At 68.1% G+C, this 25991-nt stretch carries 28 protein-coding genes; 16 read left to right on the top strand and 12 right to left on the bottom strand.

What is annotated here, in order from left to right; genetic code table 11:
• Positions 1–356: 356 nt before the first annotated feature.
• The gene (locus tag EL337_RS27910) at positions 357–1751 is read left to right on the top strand and encodes a uracil-xanthine permease family protein (RefSeq protein WP_048631409.1); all 1395 of its coding nucleotides are present in this window, start codon (positions 357–359) and stop codon (positions 1749–1751) included.
• A complete protein-coding gene (locus EL337_RS27905; RefSeq protein WP_048631408.1) occupies positions 1748–2449 on the top strand; it encodes a cysteine hydrolase family protein in 702 nt (233 codons plus the stop codon). The genes EL337_RS27910 and EL337_RS27905 overlap by 4 nt, the downstream gene beginning before the upstream one ends.
• A gap of 4 nt (positions 2450–2453) precedes the next feature.
• Here the strand turns inward: EL337_RS27905 and EL337_RS27900 are convergent, their stop codons facing one another.
• On the bottom strand, positions 2454–3641 hold the full coding sequence (locus EL337_RS27900) for an ROK family protein (RefSeq protein WP_083443002.1): 1188 nt from the start codon (positions 3639–3641) through the stop codon (positions 2454–2456).
• Between the two features lie 105 nt (positions 3642–3746).
• On the opposite strand from EL337_RS27900, the gene EL337_RS27895 reads away from it, so the two are divergent.
• Positions 3747–4877 (top strand): MFS transporter, encoded by a 1131-nt coding sequence (locus EL337_RS27895; protein WP_048631567.1) that lies wholly within the window; start codon positions 3747–3749, stop codon positions 4875–4877.
• Positions 4878–4936: 59 nt separating this feature from the next.
• On the top strand, positions 4937–5965 hold the full coding sequence (locus EL337_RS27890; RefSeq protein WP_048631407.1) for a GlxA family transcriptional regulator: 1029 nt from the start codon (positions 4937–4939) through the stop codon (positions 5963–5965).
• Positions 5966–5972: 7 nt separating this feature from the next.
• On the opposite strand, the gene EL337_RS27885 is transcribed toward EL337_RS27890, so the two are convergent.
• The gene (locus tag EL337_RS27885) at positions 5973–6920 is read right to left on the bottom strand and encodes a GlxA family transcriptional regulator (RefSeq protein ID WP_048631406.1); all 948 of its coding nucleotides are present in this window, start codon (positions 6918–6920) and stop codon (positions 5973–5975) included.
• Positions 6921–7130: 210 nt separating this feature from the next.
• On the opposite strand from EL337_RS27885, the gene EL337_RS27880 reads away from it, so the two are divergent.
• The 5 genes from EL337_RS27880 to EL337_RS27860 are packed head-to-tail and all read left to right on the top strand — an operon-like array spanning position 7131 to position 10013.
• Positions 7131–7655, top strand: a complete 525-nt coding sequence (locus EL337_RS27880) for a DUF1097 domain-containing protein (protein ID WP_048631405.1) — start codon at positions 7131–7133, stop codon at positions 7653–7655.
• Positions 7652–8389 (top strand): nitrile hydratase subunit beta, encoded by a 738-nt coding sequence (gene nthB / locus EL337_RS27875; protein WP_048631404.1) that lies wholly within the window; start codon positions 7652–7654, stop codon positions 8387–8389. The genes EL337_RS27880 and nthB overlap by 4 nt, the downstream gene beginning before the upstream one ends.
• Positions 8386–9006: a nitrile hydratase subunit alpha gene (gene nthA / locus EL337_RS27870; protein WP_048631403.1), complete on the top strand. Its 621-nt coding sequence runs from the start codon at positions 8386–8388 to the stop codon at positions 9004–9006. The genes nthB and nthA overlap by 4 nt, the downstream gene beginning before the upstream one ends.
• Complete coding sequence (locus EL337_RS27865; protein WP_048631402.1) at positions 9003–9311, top strand: nitrile hydratase accessory protein; 309 nt, start codon at positions 9003–9005, stop codon at positions 9309–9311. Before nthA ends, EL337_RS27865 begins: the two co-directional genes overlap by 4 nt.
• 24 nt (positions 9312–9335) lie before the next feature.
• A complete protein-coding gene (locus EL337_RS27860; RefSeq protein ID WP_048631401.1) occupies positions 9336–10013 on the top strand; it encodes an energy-coupling factor ABC transporter permease in 678 nt (225 codons plus the stop codon).
• 9 nt (positions 10014–10022) lie between these two features.
• Here the strand turns inward: EL337_RS27860 and EL337_RS27855 are convergent, their stop codons facing one another.
• Positions 10023–10490, bottom strand: coding sequence for a hypothetical protein (locus tag EL337_RS27855; protein ID WP_048631400.1), 468 nt, complete (start codon positions 10488–10490; stop codon positions 10023–10025).
• Positions 10491–10713: 223 nt separating this feature from the next.
• Here EL337_RS27855 and EL337_RS27850 point away from each other — a divergent pair, with 223 nt between their 5' ends.
• Genes EL337_RS27850 through hadA form a run of 3 tightly spaced genes read left to right on the top strand, consistent with a single transcriptional unit; the run spans position 10714 to position 12790 of the window.
• Positions 10714–11121 carry a YciI family protein gene (locus EL337_RS27850; protein ID WP_048631399.1) on the top strand — a complete coding sequence of 136 codons (408 nt, stop codon included), beginning with the start codon at positions 10714–10716 and terminating at the stop codon, positions 11119–11121.
• Between the two features lie 14 nt (positions 11122–11135).
• A complete protein-coding gene (locus tag EL337_RS27845) occupies positions 11136–12284 on the top strand; it encodes an RNA polymerase sigma factor (RefSeq protein WP_048631566.1) in 1149 nt (382 codons plus the stop codon).
• Between the two features lie 56 nt (positions 12285–12340).
• Positions 12341–12790, top strand: a complete 450-nt coding sequence (hadA, locus tag EL337_RS27840) for a (3R)-hydroxyacyl-ACP dehydratase subunit HadA (RefSeq protein WP_048631565.1) — start codon at positions 12341–12343, stop codon at positions 12788–12790.
• A gap of 13 nt (positions 12791–12803) precedes the next feature.
• Here the strand turns inward: hadA and EL337_RS27835 are convergent, their stop codons facing one another.
• The 4 genes from EL337_RS27835 to EL337_RS27820 are packed head-to-tail and all read right to left on the bottom strand — an operon-like array spanning position 12804 to position 15325.
• Positions 12804–13778, bottom strand: coding sequence for a helix-turn-helix transcriptional regulator (locus tag EL337_RS27835; RefSeq protein WP_053086823.1), 975 nt, complete (start codon positions 13776–13778; stop codon positions 12804–12806).
• 59 nt (positions 13779–13837) lie between these two features.
• A complete protein-coding gene (locus tag EL337_RS27830; RefSeq protein ID WP_048631398.1) occupies positions 13838–14611 on the bottom strand; it encodes an enoyl-CoA hydratase/isomerase family protein in 774 nt (257 codons plus the stop codon).
• Positions 14612–14628: 17 nt separating this feature from the next.
• A complete protein-coding gene (locus EL337_RS27825; RefSeq protein WP_048631397.1) occupies positions 14629–14952 on the bottom strand; it encodes a DUF202 domain-containing protein in 324 nt (107 codons plus the stop codon).
• A gap of 1 nt (position 14953) precedes the next feature.
• Positions 14954–15325, bottom strand: a complete 372-nt coding sequence (locus EL337_RS27820) for a YidH family protein (RefSeq protein ID WP_048631563.1) — start codon at positions 15323–15325, stop codon at positions 14954–14956.
• A gap of 134 nt (positions 15326–15459) precedes the next feature.
• Between EL337_RS27820 and EL337_RS27815 the strand changes: the two genes are divergently transcribed.
• Entirely contained in the window at positions 15460–16188 is a 729-nt protein-coding gene (locus EL337_RS27815; protein ID WP_197724155.1) for an SDR family NAD(P)-dependent oxidoreductase, read from the top strand.
• 206 nt (positions 16189–16394) lie between these two features.
• Here the strand turns inward: EL337_RS27815 and EL337_RS27810 are convergent, their stop codons facing one another.
• Positions 16395–16940 carry a TetR/AcrR family transcriptional regulator gene (locus tag EL337_RS27810; protein ID WP_048631396.1) on the bottom strand — a complete coding sequence of 182 codons (546 nt, stop codon included), beginning with the start codon at positions 16938–16940 and terminating at the stop codon, positions 16395–16397.
• 182 nt (positions 16941–17122) lie between these two features.
• Between EL337_RS27810 and EL337_RS27805 the strand changes: the two genes are divergently transcribed.
• The 3 genes from EL337_RS27805 to EL337_RS27795 all read left to right on the top strand — a co-directional run bounded on the left by EL337_RS27805 (position 17123) and on the right by EL337_RS27795 (position 20362).
• The gene (locus EL337_RS27805; protein WP_048631395.1) at positions 17123–17983 is read left to right on the top strand and encodes an SDR family NAD(P)-dependent oxidoreductase; all 861 of its coding nucleotides are present in this window, start codon (positions 17123–17125) and stop codon (positions 17981–17983) included.
• Between the two features lie 17 nt (positions 17984–18000).
• Complete coding sequence (locus tag EL337_RS27800) at positions 18001–19470, top strand: amidase (RefSeq protein ID WP_048631394.1); 1470 nt, start codon at positions 18001–18003, stop codon at positions 19468–19470.
• Positions 19471–19531: 61 nt separating this feature from the next.
• Positions 19532–20362: an LLM class F420-dependent oxidoreductase gene (locus EL337_RS27795; protein WP_048631393.1), complete on the top strand. Its 831-nt coding sequence runs from the start codon at positions 19532–19534 to the stop codon at positions 20360–20362.
• A 16-nt stretch (positions 20363–20378) separates the two neighbouring features.
• On the opposite strand, the gene EL337_RS29135 is transcribed toward EL337_RS27795, so the two are convergent.
• The 4 genes from EL337_RS29135 to EL337_RS27775 form a co-directional block, all read right to left on the bottom strand.
• On the bottom strand, positions 20379–22142 hold the full coding sequence (locus EL337_RS29135) for an HNH endonuclease signature motif containing protein (RefSeq protein WP_235666605.1): 1764 nt from the start codon (positions 22140–22142) through the stop codon (positions 20379–20381).
• A 168-nt stretch (positions 22143–22310) separates the two neighbouring features.
• Complete coding sequence (locus EL337_RS28855) at positions 22311–22454, bottom strand: hypothetical protein (protein WP_170216943.1); 144 nt, start codon at positions 22452–22454, stop codon at positions 22311–22313.
• A 173-nt stretch (positions 22455–22627) separates the two neighbouring features.
• Positions 22628–23386, bottom strand: a complete 759-nt coding sequence (locus EL337_RS27780; protein WP_048635463.1) for an SHOCT domain-containing protein — start codon at positions 23384–23386, stop codon at positions 22628–22630.
• A gap of 24 nt (positions 23387–23410) precedes the next feature.
• Positions 23411–25945: a DEAD/DEAH box helicase gene (locus EL337_RS27775; protein WP_048635462.1), complete on the bottom strand. Its 2535-nt coding sequence runs from the start codon at positions 25943–25945 to the stop codon at positions 23411–23413.
• Between the last annotated feature and the right edge of the window lie 46 nt (positions 25946–25991).

Raw genomic sequence — 25991 nt, 5'->3', positions numbered from 1 at the left:
CGGGGTGGCGGGCGTGCTCAACACGTCGTCGGTCTCGTCGGTGGGTTCAGGAGTCGTCATGGTCGGCCCTTCTCTCGCGCTTCCGTGATGGTCCACCGTGACAATCAGCGTGTGATTCGTAACGGTGCCCGGGTGTCATACCCGAAGGGTGGGGACATCAATCCACCGATGGTGGTGCGGAAGCGGAGGGATACACGCCCGAAAAGTTCAGCTGGATCGAACCTGTGTGTCTGAGCGACCGCGAGGGGCCGTTTCCCATTACCGGTCGTAACACGCTGGTAAATAAGCCAAAGGTCGATGATCGCCGCGGTGCGCCATGGTTGACGGCGGTTCAGTGATGCAGTACACATTCTTGTGTGTCTGAAGTCAGGCCTGACGCTGACAATGTCCTGGATGTAGGTATTCAGGATCGGCTGTCACTGCCCAGGACCGGCTTGTTCGGTCTGCAGCACCTGCTCGCGCTGACCGGCATCTGGATCTTCCCGGTGCTGATCGGGTCAACCCTGGAGCTGGGCGCCCAAGACGTGAGCCGCATCGTGCAGGCCTGCTTTCTGCTGACCGGCATCGTGACCATCCTGCAGTCGAGCCGGATCGTGCGGCTGCCCATCGTGCAGGGACCGACCGCCGCATTCTTCGTGGCCATCCTGGCCGGCGCCGCCTCCTACGACCTCGGCACCGCCTTCGGCTCGATGGTGGTGGCGGGCCTGTTCTTCATGGCCCTGTCGATCCCGTTCGGTCGCCTCGGTCTCTTCGGCCACATCCGCAGGTTTGCCGCCGACCCGATCGTGTTCGGCACGCTGTTCATCATCATCGGTGCCCAGTTGGCCAGCATCGGCCTACCGGGCTGGTTCGGTACGCCGGGAACCGACACCTACGGGTGGTCCAGCTTCTGGATCGGCCTGGTGGTCGTCGTGGCGATCCTCGCGTGCATGATCTTCGGGGGCAACACGCTGTTCAAACGAGCGGCCATCGTCATCGGCATCGCGATCGGCTCGGTGCTGGCGCTGGTGACCGGGCTGTGGTTCCCGCCGGATCTCAGCCAAGCCGCCGTCATCGGTGCTTCCACCTTATTCCCGTTCGGATTCTCGGTCGCCTGGCCGGTCGTGATCCTGATGCTGCTGGCCTACTTCCAGGCCGGTGCCGAGGCCATCGGCATGTACACCCTGGTCGCGGGCTGGGGCGGTGAGAAACTGACCGTCAACCGCATCAATCGCGGTCTGTTCACCGAGTTCCTCGGGTCGACAGTCGGAGCCGCATTCGGGGGCATCGGGACCACGTCCTATCCGGAGAACGTCGGGATCATCCGCATCACCCGAATCGGGAGCCGGTTCGGCACGATGGCGGCCGGAATCTTCGCGCTGGCACTGGCCTTCCTGCCGCAGATCAGCCTGTTCATCGCCGGCCTGTCCGGAACGGTGCTGGCCGCGGCCTCGACCATCCTGTTCGGCATCATCGCCATCAGCGGCGTGCAGATGCTGCAGAAGGTGCAGTGGGACGATCTCAACGTCGCGGTGGCAGCCACCTCCTTCATCGTGTCCCTTGGCGCCCAGTGGATTCCGGACGACATCATCGCCGGTCTGCCTCCGCAGATCGCCGGTCTGATCGACACCCCGATGATGCTCGGCATCATCCTGCTGCTCACGCTGCACATCCTGATCGACATCTGTGCCCGGCCGCTGCTGGAACGACGCGGGGCGAAGGCGGCCGCTACCGTGCAGGCCCACGAGCCCGCCGGATCCGGTGAATCATGAACAGTCACTTCGTCTACGGGGCAGCGCACGAACTCGATCCGGCGGGTGAGTTCGCCGACTGGCTGAATCCGCGGCGCACCGCCGTCGTCTCGATCGACATGCACGAAGGGCACCTGTCAACCGATCCGGCATGCCCGTGCCCGGCACCTCGGGGTCGGGACATCGTCACGGCCATCGACGAATTCCACCGCACGGCCCGTGACCGCGGTGTGCCCGTCATCCATGCCCGATCGGAACTACGGGCCTCCGGTGCCGATGACGTCAACGGGATCAGCAGCAGCGCGTGGCGCGTGACCTTCCCGAAGTATGTCGGTGCAATCCCCGGCGCCGACCAGCATGCGCTGCAGGGCAGCCGATGGACCGAGTTCGTCACCGAGGTGGCACCGAACGACGAGGTGGTCACTGGCAAGAAACGCCTATCGGCGTTCTACCCCACCGATTTGGACTTCCTGCTGCGGCAGATGGGGGTGACCGCGGTGGTGCTGAACGGCATCATGGCCGACTGCTGCGTACTGAACACCGCGTTCGACGCCTCCAACCTCGGCTACCGGGTGACGGTCCTGCAGGACCTGGTGCGGGGAACGGACACCACACTGGAGGCGGCTGCGCTGTCCATGGTCTCGCTGCATCTGGGCCTTGTCACCGCCTCGGGTGCACTCGTCGACAGCTGGGACGGGGTTCTGCGCGACCAGGGCTGAGGCGTCACCCCCGCCGCGCAGCCCAATCGGCAAGGGCTGCTTCGGTGGTGATCCGGTCCAGCGCGATGGCAACCGCGCCGTGCAACGGCGCATCCTCACCGAGCAGTCCGTCGCGCACCGGGGGAGCCCCGGACTTCCGGAACGTCATCAGCCCGCCTCGGTAGGCGTCGTCGAAGGGCCCGGGCGCCGCATCGCGCAACGGGGGAGCCAGTCCGCCAAGGGTGACGATGTCGGGGTCGTGCAGGTTGACCAGCCCCGCGATGCCCCGCCCCAGCGAGGATGCCACGGTATCGAATGCCGCCTGTATCGCGGGTGTCCTTGGCGCCGAGAGCAATCGCCGGGCATAGGCCACCGGGTCGGACGGCGGCGCGATCCCGAGATGGCGGGCCAGCGCACGACCGTCCACGGTCAGATCCCAGCAGCCCCTGGCCCCGCACGGGCATTCCAGGTCCGGTTCTCCGAAGGGAATGTGCCCGTATTCGCCTGCGGCGCCGTGTGAGCCGGTGACGGGCTCTCCGCCCACGACCAGCGTTCCACCGAGCCCGACGAGGACGATCAGGTGCAGCGCCGTGCGGGCGTCGCGGGCCGAGCCCGCTCGGGTCTCGGCGAGACCGGACAACGTGGCGTCGTTGCCGAGGACCAGTGGCAGTGCCGCGGACCGCGGCAGGCGCGCCGTCAGCGCCGTCAGGTCGACGTCGCGCCACCCTCGCGTGGTGAACTGGACCAGACGTGAATCGCTGAGGGTGCCCGCGACCGACACCGACACCGCACGCACCCGGCCGGCCATGTGCCGGTAAGCGGCGGCGATCTCGTCCGCGACGTCGTCGAGGACACGTGCCTGTCCGGTCCGGCCCTGCCTGCCCTGGGCGAGTACGTGCGGCACACCGTCGAGGCCTGCCTGCGCCAGCCGCCAGTCGCGCGACCGCAGTTCCACCGCCAGCACCACCGGCCCCTCCGGATGCGGTCCGAGAATTGTGGTCGGTCGGCCTCGGCCCTGTGCGGGAGCGGGAGTTTCGTCGAGCAGACGCTCCCTGCGCAGTCGCGCTATCAGGTCGGCCGCGCCCCCGCTGCTCATGCGCAGTCGTCGGGCGGCGGCCGCGCGGGTGACGCCGGGCTCCGAGCGCACGAGACCGATCACCTTGGCGGCGCCGTACCAGCGCACCTGTGAAGCGGATCCGGGCCCGTCAGGCATGACACCACTATCTCCGTTGATTTAACTCGATGCCTGAGTATATTACCGATAGTGGGGAGTTCGACCCGGATCGAGGGCAGCGGCGCGGCGGCGGGTCTGCGGCCGATGCTGCCGGCGCTGCTGTCGCTGGCCGCCGGGTCCTGCCTGGCCGTCACCACCGAAGTGCTGCCCGTCGGGCTGCTGACCCCGATCGGTGACAGCTTCGGAGTGGAGGCGTCACTCACGGGTCTGCTTGTGACCCTCTATGCGGTCATGGTCGCCGCTCTCGCGGTGCCCCTCACCATCGTGACGACCCGGTTCGCCCGCAAGCCCCTGCTGTTGCTCACCCTGGTGGGCTATGCGGTGTCGAATGCGATGGTCGCCGCCGCGCCGGCTTTCGCGGTCGTCGCCGCCGGCCGGGTGGTCGGCGGCATCACCCACGCCCTGTTCTTCTCACTGTGCATCGGGTACGTGCCGCGGCTGGTCTCCGGCGCCTATGTGGGCAGGGCGCTGGCGATCGCGACCGGGGGAGCGTCAGCGGGATTTGTTCTCGGCGTGCCACTTTCGACCTCACTCGGCACTGCCCTCGGATGGCGGCTCTCGTTCGCGGCGCTGGCATGCGCGGCGGTGACGATCCTGCTGCTGGTCGCGCGCTTCCTCCCGGGTGTTCCCGGCGATCGTCCCGGCGGAACCGGCTCGGGACGGCGCCGGGAGCTGGCGGCGGTGGTCGCCGCGAATGTGCTGACCTATCTCGGACAGTTCACCGTCTACACGTTCATCAGCCTGCTGTTCCTGACCTCCGGGCTGAGTCCGGCTCTCGTCGGCCCGCTGCTGCTGGTCTGTGGCGCATGCGGGTTCGTCGGACTGTGGTGTACTGCCAGGACATTGGACCGAAACCCACGGCTGACGGCGGTGGTGGTGTTGTCCATCGTGATCCTCGGGCTGCTGATTCTCGGGGCGGCCCCGCCGTCGCTGGGATGGGTGGTGTTCGCGGCGGCGGTGTGGAATGCGGCCTTCGGTGGCGTCCCGTCGATCTATCAGGCATGCGCCGTCCGCGCCCGGGCGGTGTCACCGGAGTTGGCGGGCGCCTGGGTGAACGCGAGCGCCAATCTGGGCATCGGCGGGGGCGCCGCGATCGGCGCGGCGCTGCTGGACGTCGCCGACCTCGGAGTCCTCCCGTGGATCGCGCTGGCCCTGATCGCGACCGGACTCGGTGTCGTGCTGGTGTGCCGCCGCGCGTTCCCGTCGCGGCCGTGACAGCGCCGCGGCGAAGTGCAACCTGGCGGTAACAGAGCCGGGCTACATTGATCGCCACAATGAGTGCGTCGTCGGTGGTCAGCGACAGAATCGTGGTGTTCGCGCTCTATGACAAGGTCACCCTGCAGGACGTGGCCGCACCTCTGGAGATCTTCGCTCGCGCCAACGACTTCGGTGCGCGCTACACGGTGCTGTTGGCCTCTCCGGCGGGCGAGCCCGTCGGCACAACGGCTTTCGCGACGCTGAACGTCGACGTCGCCCTCGCCGACGTGCCCGAGTCGATCGACACGCTGCTCGTGCCCGGCGGTGTCCCGGCGGACTTCGCGTTCACCCCCGGCCTGCACGACATCCCGGAGGAGCCCACGCCCGACTCGGTCCCGGATGCGCTGGAGATGGTGCGCCGTCTCGCGCCGCGGGCGCGCAGGGTCGCCTCGGTGTGTACGGGATCCTTCGTGCTCGCCGCCCTCGGCCTGCTGGACGGTCGCCGGGCAACCACGCATTGGGCGCACTGCCAGGAACTGGCCCGCACCTATCCCAAGGTGATCGTGGACCCGGATTCCCTGTTCGTTCAGGACGGTCCGTTCATCACCGGCGCGGGGATCACCGCCGGGATCGACCTCGCCCTGGCCATGGTGGAAAGCGATTACGGACCGGCCGTGGCGCGGCGGGTGGCGCGCTGGATGGTGGTGTTCCTCCAGCGTCCCGGGGGCCAGGCGCAATTCAGCGTGTGGGCCGAATCGGCACTTCCGGTGACCGGCGGTCTGCGCGCGATCGTGGACTCCGTGATCACCGACCCCGGCGCCGACCATTCGATCGCGTCGATGGCGACTCGTGCCGCGGTCAGCGAGCGGCACCTGGTCCGGGTGTTCCGGGACCAGGTCGGGATGACGCCGGCACGGTTCGTCGAACAGGCACGGCTGGAGGCGGCGAAGGTCCTGCTCGCAACGGGGGACCAGAGTCAGGAATCGGTGGCGCGACGCGCCGGCTTCGGTACCCCCGACACCATGCGGCGCACGTTCCGTCGGAATCTCGGGATATCGCCCGGAACCTACCGAACCCGGTTCCGCACCACGGGAATCGGTCAGTGACGGGCCGCTAGGCGCTGGTGGCCTCCAGCCGGTGCGCGGACAGATAGTCCCGGACCATCGCGCCGTCGCGCAGGCCGCTGCGCCGGGCCGCGGCGTGGAACGACTCGCCGCCGAGCACCAGGCCGACCGCGGTCTCCAGGCGGACCTCGTGGACGTACTGGCGCAACGTCACCCCCACCTGGCCTTTGAACAGCCTGGACAGGTGTCGCGGACTGATGCCGAGTTTCGCGGCCACGGTGTCGAGGTCGTAATGCGCGGCCGGATCCGCGTTGACCGTGGCCAGCAGGCGTTCGAGTTCCGGGTGTTTGGGGCGCGGCGTCCTGGCGGCGACCGAGATCTGCGGATGACCTTCCATCCGTCTACTGAGCACCACCATGTCCTTCGAGATCTCCTGGGTGACCGCAGCGCCATGGTCGTCGCTGACCAGAGCCAGCGCCAGATCGATACCCGCTGCGACACCGGCGGAGGTCCACACCGCACCGTCGCGGGTGTAGATCGAGTCGTGCTCGATCCGCGACGAGGGATGCCTGGCTGCCAGGGTGTCCAGATGGCGCCAGTGCGTGGTGGCGCGCCGCCCGTCGAGCAGGCCGGCCGCGCCGAGGGCGAACGACCCGGCGCAGACCGAGGCGACGCGCCGGGCGCCGCCCGCATGCGCACGGAGCACGTCCTCAAGATGGCGCGGAACGCCGTCGGTGACCAGGCAGTCACCCCCGGGCACCATCAGGGTGTCGATGTCCGCCGGCATCGTCGAGGCCGGCCTGGCATCGAACGTCAGACCCGAAGAGCACTGCACGGACGTGGAATTCGCGCTCGAGTAGAGCGTCACCGTGTAGGCGCAACCCAGGGACCGCGCCACGTCGAACACTTCAAGGGGCCCGGCGACGTCGAGTGTGCGCACGCCGTCGAACACCAGCACCGCGATGTGCCGCGGCCGGCGGTCCTGCTCGTGACACATAGGGTAAGCGTGCCGCCACCTGCGGCCAATGTGCGCGCCGATGTCCGGATTTTCTCAAGTCCTGTCCGTCTCGGTCGGCCGCACCTGGCGATGTCCGGTTCTGCGTGAAAGATGTCCACGCCGGCGATCAGCCGCAAAGCATCGGTTACTTGCCGGAAACACCTTGCGCTCAACGTTGTTCGCATACCCGACAAAGCAAGGTGGAACTGTATGGATTCGCGATCTGCGCTGACACTGAGCATAGGCGTGCTCGGTGGGGTTGCGGTGGCATTCACCGCGACGTTGGTGACCGTCCCGATCTGGGTGGTCTTCCTGGCATGGGCGTCGTTCTTCTTCGTCGGCGGTGGCCCGGCCGGCTGGGTGCGCTCGGTGGCATCCAATCTCGTGGGTGTCGTGATCGCGTCCGCGAGTCTCTACGCCGCGCACCTGCTCGGTGGCGGCCTCACCCTCACCGCGATAGCCGTAGGGGTCGGCAGCGCCCTCATGGTCCAGGCGTCCTGGGTCGGACTGCTCTCCACCACACCGGCTGTGGTGGTCGGATTCGCGTCGACGGTGTCGACGGTCGCGGGAACGGGCCAGTTGGTCACCGCGACAACCATTTCGCATCCGGGGTTGGTGGCCGCGTGCGCCTGCGTACTGGGCGCGACCTTCGGAATCGCGTCAGAGTATCTGGCCAAAGTGATGACAAGTTCGGCTCCTGCGAGCCAACCCGGCACGGAAGGAGCACCGGCATGAGACTGCAGCACTACCTCGGCGGACTGGAGGGCCTGCCCCAGCCGTTGACTCTGGAGAAGCGCGTCTTCGTCGAAGAGTGGGAGAAGCGGATCTTCGGCATCCACGTCGCGATGATGGGCCTGAGCAACCACCTCGGATCTGCACTACCGGAATACCCGATCGCCGACGTGCCGACGGAGTTCCGCGACGAATGGACGTGGGCATCGCTGCGCACGGGCGCCGAGGGCATGAACCCGTTCGACTACTTCAAGTTTCGCTATTACGAGAAGTGGTTGGGTGGCATCAGCGCGTTCTTCGTCGAGAACGGCTATGTGTCGGAGGACGAGATCAGCGCGCTGCTGAACGCATCCGAGCCGGCGACGGGCGAGTCCGGTGATCCCGCGATCGACGACCAGGTCATCGACTACCTGCGCCGCGGCGACAGCCCGCGCCGCGACGTCGCGCACCCGAAGTTCACCGTCGGCCAGACGGTGCGTATCGCCGATCTGCCCGCCGGGGACCACACCCGCCTGCCGGGCTACCTGCGGGCCCGGCTCGGTACCGTGACGCGCATCTTCGAGGGCGACTACGGCTATTTCGTCCACACCGGTGACGGGATCGGCGACCCGATGCCGATCTACATCGTCGAGTTCACCCCGGACGAACTGTGGGGCCCCCGCGCCGAACCCGGCGCCAACACCGTCTACGCCGAGCTATTCGAGGCCTATCTCCAACCCGTCGAGGAGGATCAGTGACCGATCAGTTTGCCTACCCGTCCGACCGCGAGCAGTCCAGTGCCGCCCGTGTGCACGCGCTGGAGCGTCTGCTGATCGAGAAGGGGGTCATCACAGGTCAGACCGTGGACAAGGTGCTGGCCTACTTCGAGTCGGAGATGACGCCGCTGAACGGCCAGAAGATCGTGGTCAAAGCGTGGACCGATCCGGACTTCGCCGCCCGGGTGGTGGTCGACACCCCGGCGGCGTTGGAGGAGCTGGATCTGCCCGAAGGGATGGCCGGTGCCGAGGGCGAGCACCTGCAGGCTGTCGCCAACGTCCCCGGTGTGCACAACCTGGTGATCTGCACCCTGTGCTCGTGCTTTCCGTGGCCGGTGCTCGGGCTGCCGCCGTATTGGTACAAGGATCCGGTGTTCCGCGCCCGCGCGGCGCGCGAACCGCGTGCGGTGCTGGCCGAGGTCGGTGTGCCGCTGCCGGACGAGACCGAGATCAAGGTCTGGGATTCCAGTGGCCACTCGCGATGGTTCGTCATTCCCGAACGCCCCTCGGGCACCGAGGGTTTCACCGACGAGCAGCTGATGGACCTGGTCACCACCGAATCGATGATGGGCGTCGCCCTGGCAGGAAAGAGCGCATGAAACTGCACAACACCTGCACCACCGACCAGGCCGCGCCCTCCTTCGATCACGAATGGCAGCGCCGGGCGTTCGGACTGGCGTTGGCGCTCTCGGAGTTCGGCCACTATCCCTGGAGCGAGTTCCAGCAGAACCTGATCGACACCATCGGTGCCTGGGAAACGGCTCCGGAACCGGTGCGGGGTGAGTGGGAGTACTACGACCACTGGGTCGCCGCCCTGGAGGACGTGGTCGACCAACGCCAGATCCTCACCGCCCCACTGATCACCGACGATGGCGATCACGCAGTCCACGACGACCACCACTGACCCAGCGACAGAACGGAATTCGGCATGCACATCGAACCAGGACTCGTCGACGGCGCGAAGATCGCGCTGAGCTATGCAACCGCGGGTGGCGCAGGCGCTTACGCGCTGACCGCGGCGTGGAAGCACCTCAGGGAGCGCGGCGCCGGGTCGCTGATCGTCGGCACCGGGGTCACCACGGCGTTGGTCTTCGCCTTCTTCGAGATCTTCCCGCACTTCCCGGTGGGCGTCTCCGAGGTTCACCTCATCCTCGGGTCGACGCTGTTCCTGCTGTTCGGGGTGGCGCCGACCGCATTCGGTCTGGCCCTCGGTCTGTTGATCCAGGGCCTGCTCGTCGCGCCGTTCGATCTGCCCCAGTACGGCATGAACGTCACGACGCTCTTGGTACCGCTGTTCGCATTGCAGTACGTGGCACACAAGACCATTGCCCCGCAGACCGCCTACGTGAACCTGAAGTACCGCCAGGCCCTGACTCTCTCCGTCACCTATCAGGCCGGGATCGTGTCGTGGGTGGCGTTCTGGGCGATCTACGGGCAGGGTCTCACCGTCGAAACCTTCACCAGCGTGGCCACATTCGGTGCTGCGTACATGCTGGTGGTCGTGCTGGAACCGCTGGCGGACCTGGCGGTGCTGGCGGCCGCGAAGGCGGGTCAGCGGTTCAGGGACGGAGCCTGGCTGGAGCCTCGGCTGTTCAGTCCCGCCTGAGCCCGACGGTCAGCGGTGCGCGGCCACTCGCGGTCGCGCGCAGCTGACCGGCGCGGGGGCCACCGGCGCGGCGGCGGCCTTGCGGGCGTGGTCCTCGCGCAGGATGCGGCGGTTGAGCACCCGGTCGTCGCGCTTGGACAGCGAGCGACTGTGCCGGACCAGTTCGTCCAGCTGCTGCCAGCTCAGTCCATCGAGGTCGCCGTCGGAATCGTGGGTCGCGATGACGACGGCGCCGCGCAGCAGAGGCACCGACTTCGCATTCAATTGTGTTGTTGCCAGGAGAAGCTCGGTCGCGGCTCGATTGACGCGGCGCTGGCAGTTGCGTGCCGAGGGGCTGAACCAGAAATCGAACTGCCGGTCGTCGCTGGTCAGGCAGTACAGACCCTGGTCCTGGATCAGGCGGTCGATGTCGGCCTTGGTGTAGGCCCGAGTTTCATAGATGGTGCCGCTGGCGCTGAAGTAAAGGACGGTATTCATTCAAATGATCCATTCGACTCTTTCTTCGGATGTGGAGTGCGCCGGCGTCCCGTCGCTGTGACTAGAGTTACCCAAGTGGCAAATGGGACAAACCTCGATAACGAATTCGCCACGGCGGGTTTGGCCCGTCAGCTGCCCGGTACGCCGGATGTCGAGAATGGAGTCGCGGCTCCGTCCCAGGGGTAAGTGACCAACACGGGTCACGTACCGAAGGGAGAACCTGATGGCGAAGTACCTGTTCCTCAAGCACTACCGCGGCGCGCCGGAAGCTGTGAACAGCGTCCCGATGGACAGATGGACGACCGCCGAGATCGAGGCGCACATCCAGTACATGGAGGACTTCGCGGACCGCCTGCGAGCCAGCGGCGAATACGTCGACAGCCAGGCACTGGCCGCCGACGGCGCCTGGGTCCGGTACGACGGTGACGGGAAGCCCCCGGTGACCGACGGCCCGTTCGCCGAGACCAAAGATCTGATTGCCGGCTTCATGATCGTGGACGTGGATTCCTACACGCGCGCCGTCGAGTTGGCCGGAGAATTGTCGGCAGCGCCGGGCGCCGGTGGCCGGCCGATCCACGAATGGCTGGAGGTGCGGCCGTTCATGGGTGCGCCGACGACCGTTACCGAGTGACGACGGGTGCCGGGATGGGCAGAGTGGACGACCACGAGCTGCGGGCGCTGATCCCGGGGGTGCTCGCGGCCCTCGTCCACAGGGGAGCGGATTTCGCGACCGCCGAGGACGCCGTGCAGGACGCCCTGATCCGCGCTGTCGAGACGTGGCCGGACCGCCGCCCGGACGACCCGAGGGCGTGGCTGGTCACGGCGGCGTGGCGCCGCTTCATCGACCTCACGCGATCGGACACCGCACGGCGGCGTCGTGAGCAGGAGTTCAGCCGGGAGCCGCCGCCGGGGCTGACCGAGTCCGCCGACGACACGCTGGCGCTCTACTTCCTGTGCGCGCATCCCCGGCTGAGCCCGTCCTCGGCGGTGGCGCTCACCCTGAGGGCGGTGGGCGGGCTCACGACCCGGCAGATCGCCCAGGCCTACCTGGTGCCCGAGACGACGATGGCCCAGCGGATCAGCCGTGCCAAGCGAGTCGTCGGCGAGGTTCGACCGGGTCGGCCGGGTGACCTGCGCACGGTGCTGAAGGTGCTGTACCTGGTGTTCAACGAGGGATACGGCGGCGATGTCGACCTGGCCTCGGAGGCGATCCGGCTGGCCCGTCAGCTCGCGGCGGCGACCGACGCCCCTGAGGTCGCCGGACTGCTCGCACTGTTTCTGCTGCACCACGCCCGGCAGCCGGCCCGGACGCGTGCCGACGGCAGCCTGGTCCCGCTCGCCGAGCAGGATCGCGACCTGTGGCGGCGCGAGCTGATCACCGAGGGCGTGGCCGTGCTGCAGGCCGCGTTGGCCCGTGACCGACTCGGCGAGTACCAGGCGCAGGCGGCCATCGCGGCGCTGCACGCCGACGCCCAGTCCGTGGAAGAGACGGACTGGGTGCAGATCGTCGAGTGGTACGACGAGCTGGTCCGGCTGACGAACAGCCCGGTGGTACGGCTCAACCGTGCCGTCGCCGTGGGCGAGGCCGACGGACCGCATGCCGGGCTCGCGGCCCTGGCCGAACTCGATCCCGACCTGCCTCGCCATACGGCGTCGTCTGCCTACCTGCACGAGCGTGCCGGTGACATCGACACCGCCGTCACGCTCTACGTCGACGCCGCCGCACGGGCGTCCACGGTCGCCGAGCGCAACCATCTGACGCTGCGGGCGGCGGCTCTGCGCGACCGCCGCTGACGGGAGTTCCTCCGCGCGTGCCGTTTGGACGGGTGATTGCCGGGCACATGCTCCTGGTGGCCCTATCGCCGGACATTGTTGGCATGACCTACACCTATCCCGATTGTTTTGTCGTCGGTCGAGAACAGATCCGCCAGTACGCGGCGGCGGTCAAGAACGAGGACGACGCCTACTTCGACGAGGAGGCAGCCGCCGCCCTCGGGCACGACGCCATCGTGGCGCCGCTCACCTTCATCGCGATCTTCGGGCTGAAGGCCCAGATGGCGTTCTTCGCGCATGCGGGCATTCCGATCACCGAGGAGAAGGTGGTGCAGTCAGAACAGGGGCTGAGGTTCCTTCGCCCGATCAGGGCCGGAGACACGCTGTACTGCCACATCCGCCTCGACTCGCTCCGCCAGGCCTTCGGTGCGGATGTCCTGACGATCAGAAGCCGCATCACCAACCAGCATGGTGACACCGTGCAGGAGGACTACACCACCATGGCGGGCCGCAGCGCGTCGGACTGACGCCGCTCGCAACTCATCGCCGCAACGTCTCGTGAGGGCTTTCCCCGTAGGTGTCTCGGTACAGCACGGCGAACCGCCCGGTGTGCGCGAATTTCCAGCGCGCGGCGACCGCGGCCACCGTGGTCATCCGCCGGTCGCCGGCGAGCAGTTCCTCACGCGCGTGCGCGAGCCGGACCTCGCGAAGATAGGTCGTCGGCGTGGTGCCGAGATGGTTGCGGAACATGTACTGCACGGTGCGCGGCGTGAGGTAGACGGCGGCGGCGACGTCGCCGACGCCGATGTCGTGCGCCGCATTGCGCTCGATGAAGTCCATCGCCTGCAGGAGCAGGGCCGGATGCTCATCTCGCGGATCGACGGCCGCGGCCGGCAGATCGTTCGGGAAGGTCGCCAGCACCGCACTCGCGACCATCCGGCCTGCTGCACCCAGGACCAGAGCGGCTTGTGACATCGGCGCTGTGGTCAGCAGCCGGTGCAGGAATCGTTCGGTGGCATCGAGCGTGTCGGCCATGGCGGCATCGATCGGCATGCGGCCCGTGAACCGGATGACCGGGACCGACGTTGTGGCGCGGTCAGCCGCCGCCTCGGCCACCAGCGAACGGTCCAGCACGATGGAGCGCACCACGGCATCGAGAAGGCGGATGCGCACTCCGTCGGCGCCGGTGGACGCAAGCACCCATTCCCCGGGTCCCGCCACCCCGGAGATCCCGCCGTACTCGCATTCGACCCGGCCCGTGACGGTTCTCAGCGCGACCACCGACGGCACGTGGTCGGACCGGAGGAGCACCTCGCCGCTGTGTCGCATCTCCTCGATCGCGTAGCCGCCGGCATCTGTGCGCGAGTGCTCCCACGAGCATGCCCCGTGCGACGCGGGGGCTTCGACCGCGAAGTGGGCGGAGTAGGTGTGGTCAAGGTATTTCTGGAGGAGTTCAGGATCGTCGGTCTGGACTCCCGAGCCCTCCGAATGAAGAGCAACGCGGTGGAAAGTCATGTGTTCTCCGCAGGACGTGCTTGCCGGGCATCGACCTGAACCCACGGTGTGCGTCCATCCTAGCGGCCCCGCCACTGTGGCCGGCGTTTGTCCCGCCACGCCTGAATGCCTTCCGCGACATCTTCGGTGGCTGCCGCGACCTTTCGCATCGTCTCCCCGAACCTGACCGACTCGATCCACCCCATGTTCGCCGTGCGCATCGCGACCTCTTTGGTGGCCCGCTGGGCCAGCGGTGCGGCCTCGGTCAGGGTGCGCGCCCACGCGTGCGCTTCCGCCTGCAGCGAGTCGGCGTCGACCAGCCGCCAGACCAGGCCGATCTCCTTGGCGCGCTCAGCGGTCATCGGCTTGCCGGTCAGCAAGATCTCCATGGCGTCGGCCCACCGAACCCGTTCCGGAAGCCGGATCGCGCCGACGATGGTCGCAAGCCCCAGCCGCACTTCCGGGAACGAGAACGTCGCCTGGTGGGAGGCGATGACGAAGTCGCAGAACAGGATTCCGGTGAGCCCGTAACCGATGCACGGCCCGTGCACGGCGGCGATGGTCGGCTTGAACAGCTCCATACCGCTTTCGAACGAGTTGATGGTCGGCTTCTCCCAGAACGTGCCTGCGAAGGTGCCGACCGAACCCTCTCCGTCTTTGAGGTCGCCGCCGGCGCAGAAGACGTCACCGGTGGCGGTCAGGATGCCGACCCACGCGTCCTCCTCGTCGCGGAAACGTTCCCACGCGGCGTTGAGCTCCTGACGGACCGCGCCGTTGATGGCGTTGCGCGCCTCGGGGCGGTTGAGCGTGATGGTCGCGATGTGATCGTCGCACTCATAGGTGACGAGGCTCATCGCGCAACCATAACCAGTCAGCGGGAGAACACCAGCACAACGATGATCGACAGAGCGAAAAGTGCCGTGCCGTAACCCAATAGGCTCACCTCGACGCCGGCTGGTGGTGTGCCGCGCGCGCCGCCGAGGAGCCGGCGCGATCTGAGGTAACCGAGGGCGAGGACGAGCAGCGCGAGCGCTCCGGCGAGAGAGGCGAGCGCGGTCCGGCCCAATTCCAGGGCACCATGGGGGCGGAGCAGGATGAGGGCGCCACCGACGAGGAACCCGAACGCACTGCGTTCCCAGGACAGCGACGTACGCTCCGCCTGCAGGCCAGGCTTGCTCTGATTGTCATCCCGCACGTCACGGGCCTCCCGGCGGCCAGACGAACAGCACGACCAGTACCGCGACGGTGATGACGAAGATGCCCACACCCAGCACGGCAGGCACGTGTGTCGGAGGCAGATCCTCTCCGTGCCGCATCGCGGTCTGCACTCGTCGCCAGCGGTTGACGGCGAGTACCGCCAGGACACCGCCACCGGCGGTGAGGACGACGCTCAGCGCGTGTCGTACGCCGGCAATGCCGAAGGCGGGAAGAAACTGCACCACTGCCACGCCGCCGGCGATCAGCGCCAGTGATGTCCGGATCCAGGCGAGAAACGTTCTCTCGTTGGCCAGCGTGAACCGGTAATCCGGCTCTTCTGGGTTTCCGCGTGGGTGATCGGACGGCTGCACGACATGACCGTATCGGGCCGTGGACTCCGTAGCCGGTGAACCGCGGCCGCAGACCACGGGTTTCACGGGGTCACGGGCCGCGTCGTCGATGCGATCGTCGAAGACGGCACGACGGACTGTGAGAGGGATGACGCATGGGTGACCTGGAACTGACGGGCCGGACCGCGCTGGTGACGGGTGGCACCGCCGGCATCGGACTGGCATCGGCGCGAGCGCTCGCCGAGGCGGGCGCCTCGGTCATCATCACGGGCCGCGACCCGGAGAAGGGCGCCGACGCGGCTGCCGAACTCGGCGCGCGAGTCCGGTTCGTGGCGGCCGACATGGCTGATCGCCACTCCGTGGACCAGCTGGCACACCAGGGCGTGATCGACATTCTGGTCAACAACGCGGCGAGTTTTCCCGGCGCGATGACCGTCGACCAGGACGTCGAATCCTTCGAGCGGACCTTCGCCACCAACGTGCGCGGCGTCTACTTCCTGGTGGCCGCGCTGGCACCGGGCATGATCGCACGGAGACGCGGCGCGATCGTCAACGTGACCTCCATGGTTGCGGGCAAGGGGGTGGCAGGCGCCTCCACCTACAGCTCCTCCAAGGCCGCGGTGGAATCGCTCACCCGCACCTGGGCGGCAGAGTTCGGCCCGCACGGAGTGCGGGTCAACAACGTCGCGCCCGGTCCGACGGCCACCGAGGGCGTCGCGGCCGAATGGGGCGAGGTGAACGAGGAACTCGGCCGGGCACTGCCCCTGGGGCGCACCGCGGATCCTCGCGAGATCGCCGACGCGGTGCTCTTCCTGGCCTCGCCGCGAGCGAGCTTCATCACGGGCACCACCCTGCATGTCGACGGCGGCGGCGCCGCCGTCTGAGGAAGAGATACGACATGACACGGGCAAGTCAGTTCGAAGAGATCGTGCACCGCCGGCATTCGTCACGAAAGTTCCTGCCGGACAGGCCGGTACTCCGCGCCCGTCGCCGGGATCGTGTGCATGCACCGGGATCTGGCGATGTTAGACGCCGCGCAATGACCTCTCACGGGATGTCAGCTTCGTGACGCGGTGACGGTGAGGCCGCTTCACCCGGCTCGCAAGCCTCGCAGAATGATGTCCAGGTGCCGCCGCCACAGTTGCTGACCGCGGCGGGCCGGATCGATGCGCTCAGATTGGATGACGCCGCGCAGCGCCCAGACCGCGGCAGCGATGTCATCGGGGGTCACGTCCTGACGCACGGCACCGGCACGCTGTGCGCGCGTGAGCAGTTCGGTGGAGAGGTCGCGCAGCTCGGTCACCAGTGACACCGGTGCCAGCTCGCCCCACACCGGAGCCGAAAGTCCGCTCTTTTCGGCCAGTTCCACGCCCACGGTGCTCAGAAATGCCTCAAGTCCGTCCGCAGCCGGTGCGTCGGCCGCGCGGCCCGCGACGTCGATGAGGCGTTGGAAGAAGCTACGGAGCACCTCCTGCACCAGCTCCTCTTTGTTCGCGAAATGTCGATACAGGGTGGCGGGGCCCACCTCTGCGGCGGCGGCGACATCGTCGAGGGTGGCTGCAGGCCCGCGCTCGGCGAACACCGCTTCGGCGGCGGTCAGGAGCCGTCGACGGTTGACGGCGGCGTCGCGGCGCATCGGACACTCCCTCGAAGTTCGGGGCCGGGCGTGGAAGAAAACCTCGACCCGACGCGTTCAGCTTAAATGATAGTCAAACTCTCAGATAGTAAAGGTGGCCACCACGGAGGCACCCGGACAGATCCGGGGCGATCGATACACGGCTGCGCACGCGCGCACCGTCGCGAGCTGAGGAGGAGATCATGAGCATGGTGTGGTTCGTCACCGGGTCGTCGCGCGGCTTCGGTCGCGCTCTGGTGCGCGCTGCGCTGGCGGCGGGAGACCGCGTCGCCGCCACCGCCCGGCGCCCCGAGCAGCTGGCCGATCTGGTGACCGAGTACGGCGATCGGGTGCTGCCGCTGGCGCTCGATGTCACCGACGCCGGCGCGGCAGTCACGTCGATCGCCACGGCCCGGGAACACTTCGGGCGCGTCGACGTGGTCGTGAACAACGCCGGGTATGCCAACGTCGCGCCGATCGAGACCGGTGACGACACCGACTTCCGCGCCCAGTTCGAGACGAACTTCTGGGGCGTGTACCACGTCTCGAAGGCCGCCATCCCCGTGCTGCGCGAGCAGGGCGGGGGCCTGATCATCCAGTTCTCGTCCATGGGTGGCCGGGTCGGCGGGTCTGCGGGCATCGCCTCGTATCAGGCGGCGAAATTCGCCATCGACGGCTTCTCGCGAGTGCTACAGACGGAGACGGCGCCGTTCGGCATCACCGTTCTGGTCGTCGAACCGAGCGGGTTCGCCACGGACTGGGCGGGGGCGTCGATGGAGATCGGCGACGTCCCGGACCGCTACGCGGGCACCGTCGGAGCGATGACGACCATCCGCACCAGCCCCGCGGTCTCTGCGGGAGATCCGTCCCGCGCCGCCGAGATCCTCGTGCGCCTGTCGCGGCGTCCCGAGGTGCCCTACCACCTACCGATCGGGGTCAACGCCGTGGAGGGGTCGATACGTCAGGACGAGCAGCTGCTGGCCGAGGACCGCAAGTGGGCTGCCGTCGGCAGGTCGGCCGACTTCGCGGAGCCCTATCCGGTTGCGTTCCCACCGAAGGGCTGAGGCCGTACGGTCGGGCCATGGACTTCGAGGAGTACCGCGCACACGACGCCACCGCGCTGGCGAAGCTGGTGGCCGACGGAGAGGTGTCCGCGGCGGAGTTGCTGACGCTGGCCCGTGCGCGGGCCGCCGCGGTCAATCCGCGGATCAACGCGATCGTGCGCGACGTTCCCGCGGCCCCGACAGACCAGCTGCGGGGCCCCTTCGCCGGGGTGCCGTTCCTGATCAAGGACCTTGCGCAGGACTACGCGGGGCTGCCCACGTCGGCCGGCTCGCGGTCCTTGATGTCGACCCCGGCGGCCGAGCACGCCACGGTGGTGCAGCGCTGGATCGACGCAGGGCTCGTCATCTTCGGAAAGACCAACACCCCTGAGTTCGGCGCGAAAGGGGTGACCGAGTCCCTCGCGTGGGGCCCGGCACGAAACCCGTGGGACGTCAACCGGACCCCAGGCGGCTCGTCGGGAGGGTCGGCCGCGGCCGTCGCGGCCGGGATCGTCCCGTGCGCGGGCGCCAACGACGGTGGCGGGTCCATCCGGATCCCCGCGGCGTGCTGCGGGCTGGTGGGCCTGAAACCCGGCCGCGGTCTGACGCCTTCGGGTCCATTGGCCGGCGAGGCCATGCACGGCTCCGCCGTGCAGGGTGTGGTGTCGCGGACCGTGCGTGACACCGCGGCAATGCTGGACGCGATCAGCGGTGGGGAACCGTTCGGGCCCTACCTGCCCGCCATGCCGCCGGCGTCGCTGGCGTCGTGCGTCGGGCAGAACCCGGGCGCGCTGCGCATCGGCGTGCGGGTGCCGTCGGCGATCACGCCGAAGCCCCACCGCGAGGCCTACGCCGCGGTGGGGGCGACCGTGCGCGCGTTGACCGACCTGGGCCACCACGTCGAGGAACTGCCTGCGGCGCCGTACGACGACGCCGAACTCGCGCGCGACTTCCTGCTGACCTGGTTCGTCGTCGCGGCATGGGAGGTGGCCGAAGCCAAACGGGTGAGCGGTGCGGGGGACGAGTCGTTCGAGCGGGACACGTTGATCATGGCGGCGCTCGGTCGCGCCACGAGCAGCGTCGACTATGTGGATGCCGTGGAACGCCGGCACGCGCACACCCGGCGTCTCAGCACGTTCTTCGAGTCCTACGACCTGCTGTTGACCCCCACGCTGGCCACTCCGCCGCCGACCATCGGCGAATTCGACCTACCGGTGGCGCTGGCCCGCGCGGCCGACGCACTGCTGAAGACCCGCACGGCCCGGTTCCTGAAGTACACGAAGATCGTCGACGACATGGTGGACAAGAACCTGAACTGGGTGCCCTACACCCAGTTGGCGAATCTCACTGGGCGCCCGGCAATCTCGTTGCCACTGCACTGGACGCCGGAGGGCTTGCCCCTGGGGGTCCAGTTCGTCGCACCGCTCGGCGGTGAGTCACTGCTCGTCAAGCTGGCTGCGCAACTGGAGCAGGCGATGCCGTGGTCGGGGCGGGTGGCGCCGGTCTAGGGGAATAGCCTTGTCTCGGCGCGTGTTGCCGGCGCCTGAGCACTGAGACGAAGGGCCGCACATGAAATTCGGTATCTCCACGTTCGTCAACGACGAGACCATCGACACGGTGTCGTTGGCTCGTGCCATCGAGGAGCGGGGATTCGATGCGCTCGCGGTCGCCGAGCACACCCACATCCCGGCCAGCCGGGAGTCGGCGTACCCGCTCGGAGGGAAGCTGCCGTCGATCTACTACCGCACGCTCGACCCGTTCGTCACGCTGGCTGCGGCGGCCGCCGTGACCTCCACCATCCAACTGGTCACCGGTATCGCGCTGCTCATTCAGCGCGATCCGATCATCACGGCCAAAGAGGCGGCCAGCATCGACCTGATCTCCAACGGCCGCTTCGTGTTCGGTGTGGGGGCCGGCTGGAACATCGAAGAGCTGCGCCATCACGGCACCGACCCCAAGACGCGCGGGGCACTACTGGACGAGCGCATCGAGGCCATCAAGGCGCTGTGGACCAGCGAACCCGCGGAATACCACGGCAAGTACGTCGATTTCGACGCGTCCTACTCGCGCCCGAAGCCGGTCCAGAAACCGCACCCGCCGATCCTCATCGGCGGTGACTCGGACGCCACCGTCAAGCGCGTCATCCGCCACGGGGCGGGCTGGATCTCCAACCCGCTTCCCGTGGACAGGCTGCAGCGGCGGATCGACCAGATCCGCGACGGCGCGAGCCATCAGGTGCCGCTGTCCATGTTCGGTGCGCCGGTCGACGCCGATTACTGGAGTGCCGCTGAGGATCTCGGTTTCGGCCAGCTGAATCTGCTGTTGCCGACCAAGCCGTTGGACCACTCGCTGCGCCTGCTCGATCAGTACGCCGAGCAGGTCGCGCTGTACCGCGGCTAGCGCCAGGTGCAATGCCCTAAGCGGCATTGAGTCGTCGTTCGTCGTCGATGCGCTGTCTGCGTGCGTCTGCGCGGGTGATGGTCCGCTTCGGCATGGTGAGGCCTGCGGTGTGTTTGGGCGGTGGGCGCCGTGGATTCACGACGGCGGCGGTGGGTGCGCAGAGTTCGGGGAACAGCAGGCGGCTGCCGGGATAGGTGGTGCAGCGCTGGCCCTCGGGGTCGGTCCAGACGAGGGTTCCGTCGGGGAACTGCTGGGTGGACCAGCCGGGCCAGAATGTTTTGAGCAGGTGGTGTTCTCGGCACAGGCAGACCAGATTCGATGCACAGGTGGGCCCGTACGGGTATGGAATCGTGTGGTCGATGTCGGTGATCGTGGCTGGTCGTGTGCAGCCGGGAAAGCGGCATGTCTGATCGCGGCAGCGGATGAACTCTGCGAGCGTGCGCGACGGCCGGTATCGCGGTTCGGGTGGGGCCTGTCCGGGGTGGATGAGCGGCCGGATGGTGGCGTGCATCGCGAGTTGCGCTGCCACTGGAGCCGGGATGACCGCGCCGCCGAGGATGGCGGCGGGGCCGGCGGTGCTGAACTGCCCTGGTCCGTCCGTGAGCGCGGCCAGCAGCCCCCGCAAGGTGTAGGAGTACCAGGGTTTGGGCAGCAGCGGCGGGTTGTCACCGACGAGGGCGCGGCGTTGGGCTGTCAGGCTGGCGGCGGCCGGGCAAGGCTGCTGATCGGCGGTCGGTTCGGTTGTGGTGGAGGTGGTTTCGGGCTCCAGACGGTGAGCGCCTGCCGGATCAGGAGTACCGTCGGCATGGCCGTCGACGTTGTCAGCGGTCTCCGGGCGGCCCTGGGAATCCTCTGCGCCCTCCGGACCGCCACCGGGAACGCCGGTGTGTTGTGGATCAGAAGGGTTCTGCGGAATGCCGTCGGGGTCGCTTGGGCCGCCAGGATTGCTTGGCCCGTCGGGTTCGCCCGCGTCGAGGGTGTCCTGGCGCACGACAACGTGGACAACCACGCCACCTACCGGAGGTTTGGCGGCGGCGTCGCAGTCGTCGTTCTCGCACATGCACGGCAGCCGGTCCCAGCCGAATCCCATGGCCCCCAACGCAGCGCCGCGGCGCTGGTCGAGGGTGCGGGGATCGCGTGCACATACCGTGCGCGCCAGCGCATCAGCGCGGCGGTCGAACGCCTCACCGTCGGTCAGCGACACCGTCGCTGACACATATGCGGTTCCGGTGGCGTGCGCGGCGTTCACCTCGACGTAGGCGCCGCGGTTGCTGGACTCGGTGCGGCGTACCGCATCGGGGTCGTGGCACAGCACCAGGGTGTCGATGTCACGCTCGGCCTGGTCCATCGACTTCGCACCCCACTGGCGCAGCTGGTCCGCCAGTTCGTTATCCACGGCCCGCAAGGCCTCTGGGTCCGTGACCAACATCGTGCGCGCGCAGATCAGATGGACAAGCCGATACGCGATCAAGCCCTCGGCGAAGACCGCGCCCACCCTGGGTAGCCGTTCACGCAGCGTGACCGCATCCATCAGCAGCCCGTTGACCACCCCGCTGGTCACCGCGTGGGCAGCGCCGATCTGGGCGCACACCGCGCTCCAATTGTCGACGCGCCACTGCTCACGATGGGCCGATCCCGATACCGCGTAGGCGGCGGCGAGCATGTCGGCCATATGCGTTAACCGCGCAGAGCAGGCCGCATTCTCCAGCCGGGCACACGCACGGACTCCCGATCCCGGGGTACGCGCCCCCGCAACAGCGGCCAGAAGTTCGTCGAACACACTTTCGAATCTAGGCGCGCATCCAACGCCCTGCCACGTCGCCGCGTCGATCTGTGGATGAACTCCGCATTGGGGATAACCCAACGCGAGCGCGCGAACTTGTCAGAGACGAATGCTATTGGCGTGCAGCATCTAACAGATAGATGCGCCGACAGGTGGTGCCTGGGGCTAGTGCTCGCCGTGCTCGTACCGCTGCGCCACGGCGATCAGCTCTTCGCGGACCGTCGAGTGGGGCATCGTCGCGATCCGCGCGTAGAGGCGTCGCCGATCTCGAGCGATCTGGCGAGCAGCGCGGTTCTTCGCGAAAGACATGGTCGGGCACTCCTTGTTGATTCCCCGGATCCCGGGGGTGTTTCTGTGGTTTGGGGTCCGGCGCGAGTGAGGATCGCCCATCGGCCGGACTACTCCATGGTCCGTGTTACATCCAGGTAAATCAAACCGCTGACGTGTGATTTTGCGGACAGAGAGCGCCGTCACACCGTCGCTCAGAGCCGGCCGAGCAGCTCTGTCTTCTTGGCCGTGAACTCCTCGTCGGACAGGATTCCGCGCGCGTGGAGGCCGGCCAGCGACTCGATGGCCGCGATGATGTCGGCCGTGTTGCCGGAAGCGGGCGCGGAAGCAGGCGCAGGGGCAGCGGGAGGCGGGGGCGCGGGTGCCGCTGCTGGGGGAGCGGTGGCCGGCGCCTCGTCGCCGATCTCGCGCAGGCTCGAGACGCCGAAGGTGCCCAGTTGGCTGGTGAAGGTGACCGAGCCGGAAGGGCCGCCCTGTTGCTGTTGCACGCCGCCAATCCGGTGCTCGCCCGTATCGAAAACCCTTGTGACCCCGTTCATGTGGAGGGCCAGCCGTCGGGCGCCCGGGAAGACGGCGTAGCGGGTGTCGTTCTGCCCGCCGGTTGAGCTCGGCACGCCGAGGTCCGACGGCCACCAGGTACCGCCCGCGCCGGACCCGCCGCCGGCGGACGCGGTGGGAAACACCGTCGTCGTCGCGCACAGCTGCGCCAGCTCGTTGCACACGGCGTCGACGCGGGCCTTGAGCGCATTGTCGAACATGTTCCCCACCATCGTCATCCCGCCGCGCATCCACTGACCGGACCCGCCGAGCTCAGGAATGTCGAACTGGGCCATGGTGCCGCCGCCGGCCCGGAGCGCGAACAACATCGCCAGCACGGCCTCCCGCGACAGCCCGTGGCGCTGGGCGATGTCGGCGACCGCATGCTCGGCTTCGGGGGTGACCGGTGCATTCATGATCAACGTTGTACCCCCTCGGCGTCAGTCCATGCGACCGGCGTCCACCACGTGCAGCACCGCCGCCCCCTCCTCGTCGGAGGCGGCGAGATCCACCTCCACCTCGAATCCCCAGTCGTGGTCGCCCGCAGGGTCGTCGAGAATCTGCCGGACCCGCCACACCTCGGGTTGCCGGTCGATGATCAGCAGGGCGGGTCCCCGTGCGTCGGCGCCAGTCCCCACGTCGTCGTGCTCGGCGAAGTACGCGTCCCCGACCTCCTGCCAGCGCTGCGCGGTCCAGCCGGACCGGCCGTCCAGCGCCGCGAGCTCGTCCCAACGGTCGCGGGCGAACAACTCCACCCGCCGGAACAGGGCGTTGCGCACCATCGCCGTGAACGCCCGTTCGTTGCCGGTCAGCGGACGCGGCCGGGCCGGAACCGACACGGGTGCGTCGAGCGGCTGATCAGGGCTGGTCAGCTGTTCCCACTCGTCGAGCAGGCTCGAATCCACTTGCCGGACAAGCTCGCCGAGCCATTCGACGATGTCTGTCAGTTCCTCTGTCCTGGCTGCGGCGGGCACCCCAGATCGCAACGCCTTGAACGCGTCGGACAGATACCGCAGCACCGCGCCCTCCGAGCGGACGAGCCCGTAGACGCTGACGTACTCCCGAAACGTGAACGCCCGCTCCCACATCTCCCGCACGACGGACTTCGGCGACAACCTGGCGTCGGCCGCCCACGGATTGCTTTGCGCGTACACCTCGAACGCGTGTCCCAGCAGCTCCTCCAGCGGCTTGGGATAGCTGACGTCGTCGAGCAGCTCCATGCGCTCGTCGTACTCGATCCCGTCGGCCTTCATCTGCGCCACGGCCTCGCCCCTGGCTTTGTTCAGCTGTGCCGCCAGGATCTGCCGGGTGTCCTCCAGAGTCGACTCGATGACCGAGACGATGTCCAGCGCATAGGTCTCAGCGGACGCATCGAGCAGACCGATCGCCGCAAGCGCGAACGTCGACAGGGGTTGGTTCAGCGCGAAATCGTGCGGCAGGTCCACGGTCAATCGGTATCGCCGCCCGTCGGGTTCGGGCTCGGCGAGCCGTTCCACCACCCCGGCCTGCAGCAGCGACCGGGCGATGCCGACGGCCTCGCGGATCAGTCGGAGCTGGCGCTTGCGGGGCTCGTGGTTGTCGGTGAGCAGCCGGCGCATCGCCGCGAACGGATCGCCGGGGCGGTCGACGACGTCGAGAACCATCGCCGTCGACACCCGCATGTTGCTCGTCAGCGGCTCCGGGACCGCGTCGACCAATCTGGTCATCGTCGACTCGCTCCACGGCACCATCCCCTCGGGCACCTTGCGGCGCACCAGCTTCCGGCGCTTCTTCGGATCGTCGGCAACCTTCGCGAACTGTTTGAGGTTCTCCACCTCGTGATCGGGTGCCTGCACGACGACGGTGCCCGCAGTGTCGTAGCCGGCCCGCCCGGCCCGCCCGGCGATCTGATGGAACTCCCGCGCCTGTAGCAGCCGGGTGCGCACGCCGTCGTACTTGGACAGCGCCGAGAACACCACGGTCCGGATGGGGACATTGATCCCCACGCCCAGGGTGTCGGTGCCGCAGATCACCTTGAGCAGCCCCGCCTGGGCCAGCTGTTCGACCAGGCGCCGGTACTTGGGCAGCATGCCTGCGTGGTGCACCCCGATGCCGTGGCGGACGAGTCGGGACAGCGTCGAACCGAATGCCGTGGAGAACCGGAACGCGCCGATCATGTCCGCGATCGCCGCCTTCTCCTCCTTGGAGCTGACGTTGACGCTCATGAGCGCCTGCGCCCGCTCGAGCGCCGAGGCCTGGGTGAAGTGCACGACGTAGATCGGGGACTGCTTGGTGTCGACGAGGTCCTGGATGGTTTCGTGCATGGGGGTGGACGCGTACGAGTAGTACAGCGGGACGGGCCGCTCGGCGTTGGCCACCAGCGCCGTGGGTCTGCCGGTGCGCCGGGACAGGTCGTCGCGAAGAAAGGTGACGTCGCCCAGCGTCGCCGACATCAACAGGAACTGCGCGTGGGGCAGCTCGAGCAGCGGCACCTGCCACGCCCAGCCGCGGTCGGGGTCGCCGTAGAAGTGGAACTCGTCCAGCACACACAAACCGATGTCTGCCGACTCGCCCTCCCTCAGCGCGATGTTCGCCAGGATCTCCGCGGTGCACGCGATGATCGGTGCGCCCGCGTTGACTGCGGCGTCCCCGGTGAGCATGCCGACATTGGCGGCGCCGAACACGTCGCACAGGGCGAAGAACTTCTCACTGACCAGGGCCTTGATGGGTGCGGTGTAGTAGCTGCGCCGGCCCGCCGCCAGCGCCGCGAACTGGGCGCCCGTCGCCACCAGCGATTTACCCGACCCCGTCGGGGTGGCCAGGATGACGTTCGCCCCGCTGACCAGCTCGATCAGCGCCTCTTCCTGCGCGGGATACAGCGGCGTGCCGGCCGCCTCGGCCCAGGCCGCGAACGCGGTGAACAGCTCGTCGGCATCGGCGCCCATGGCGCGCAGTGCGGACAGGTCGCGCGGGTCGTCGATCAGGGGAACGGTCATCAACCGACAGCCTGCCAGGTTTGCCGAGGGCAGCCGCTGTCAATAG

This window comes from Mycolicibacterium aurum, assembly GCF_900637195.1.
Lineage (GTDB): Bacteria > Actinomycetota > Actinomycetes > Mycobacteriales > Mycobacteriaceae > Mycobacterium > Mycobacterium aurum.
Note: the sequence above shows the minus strand (reverse complement) of the source record. Positions and strands in the feature narration are given on the sequence as shown.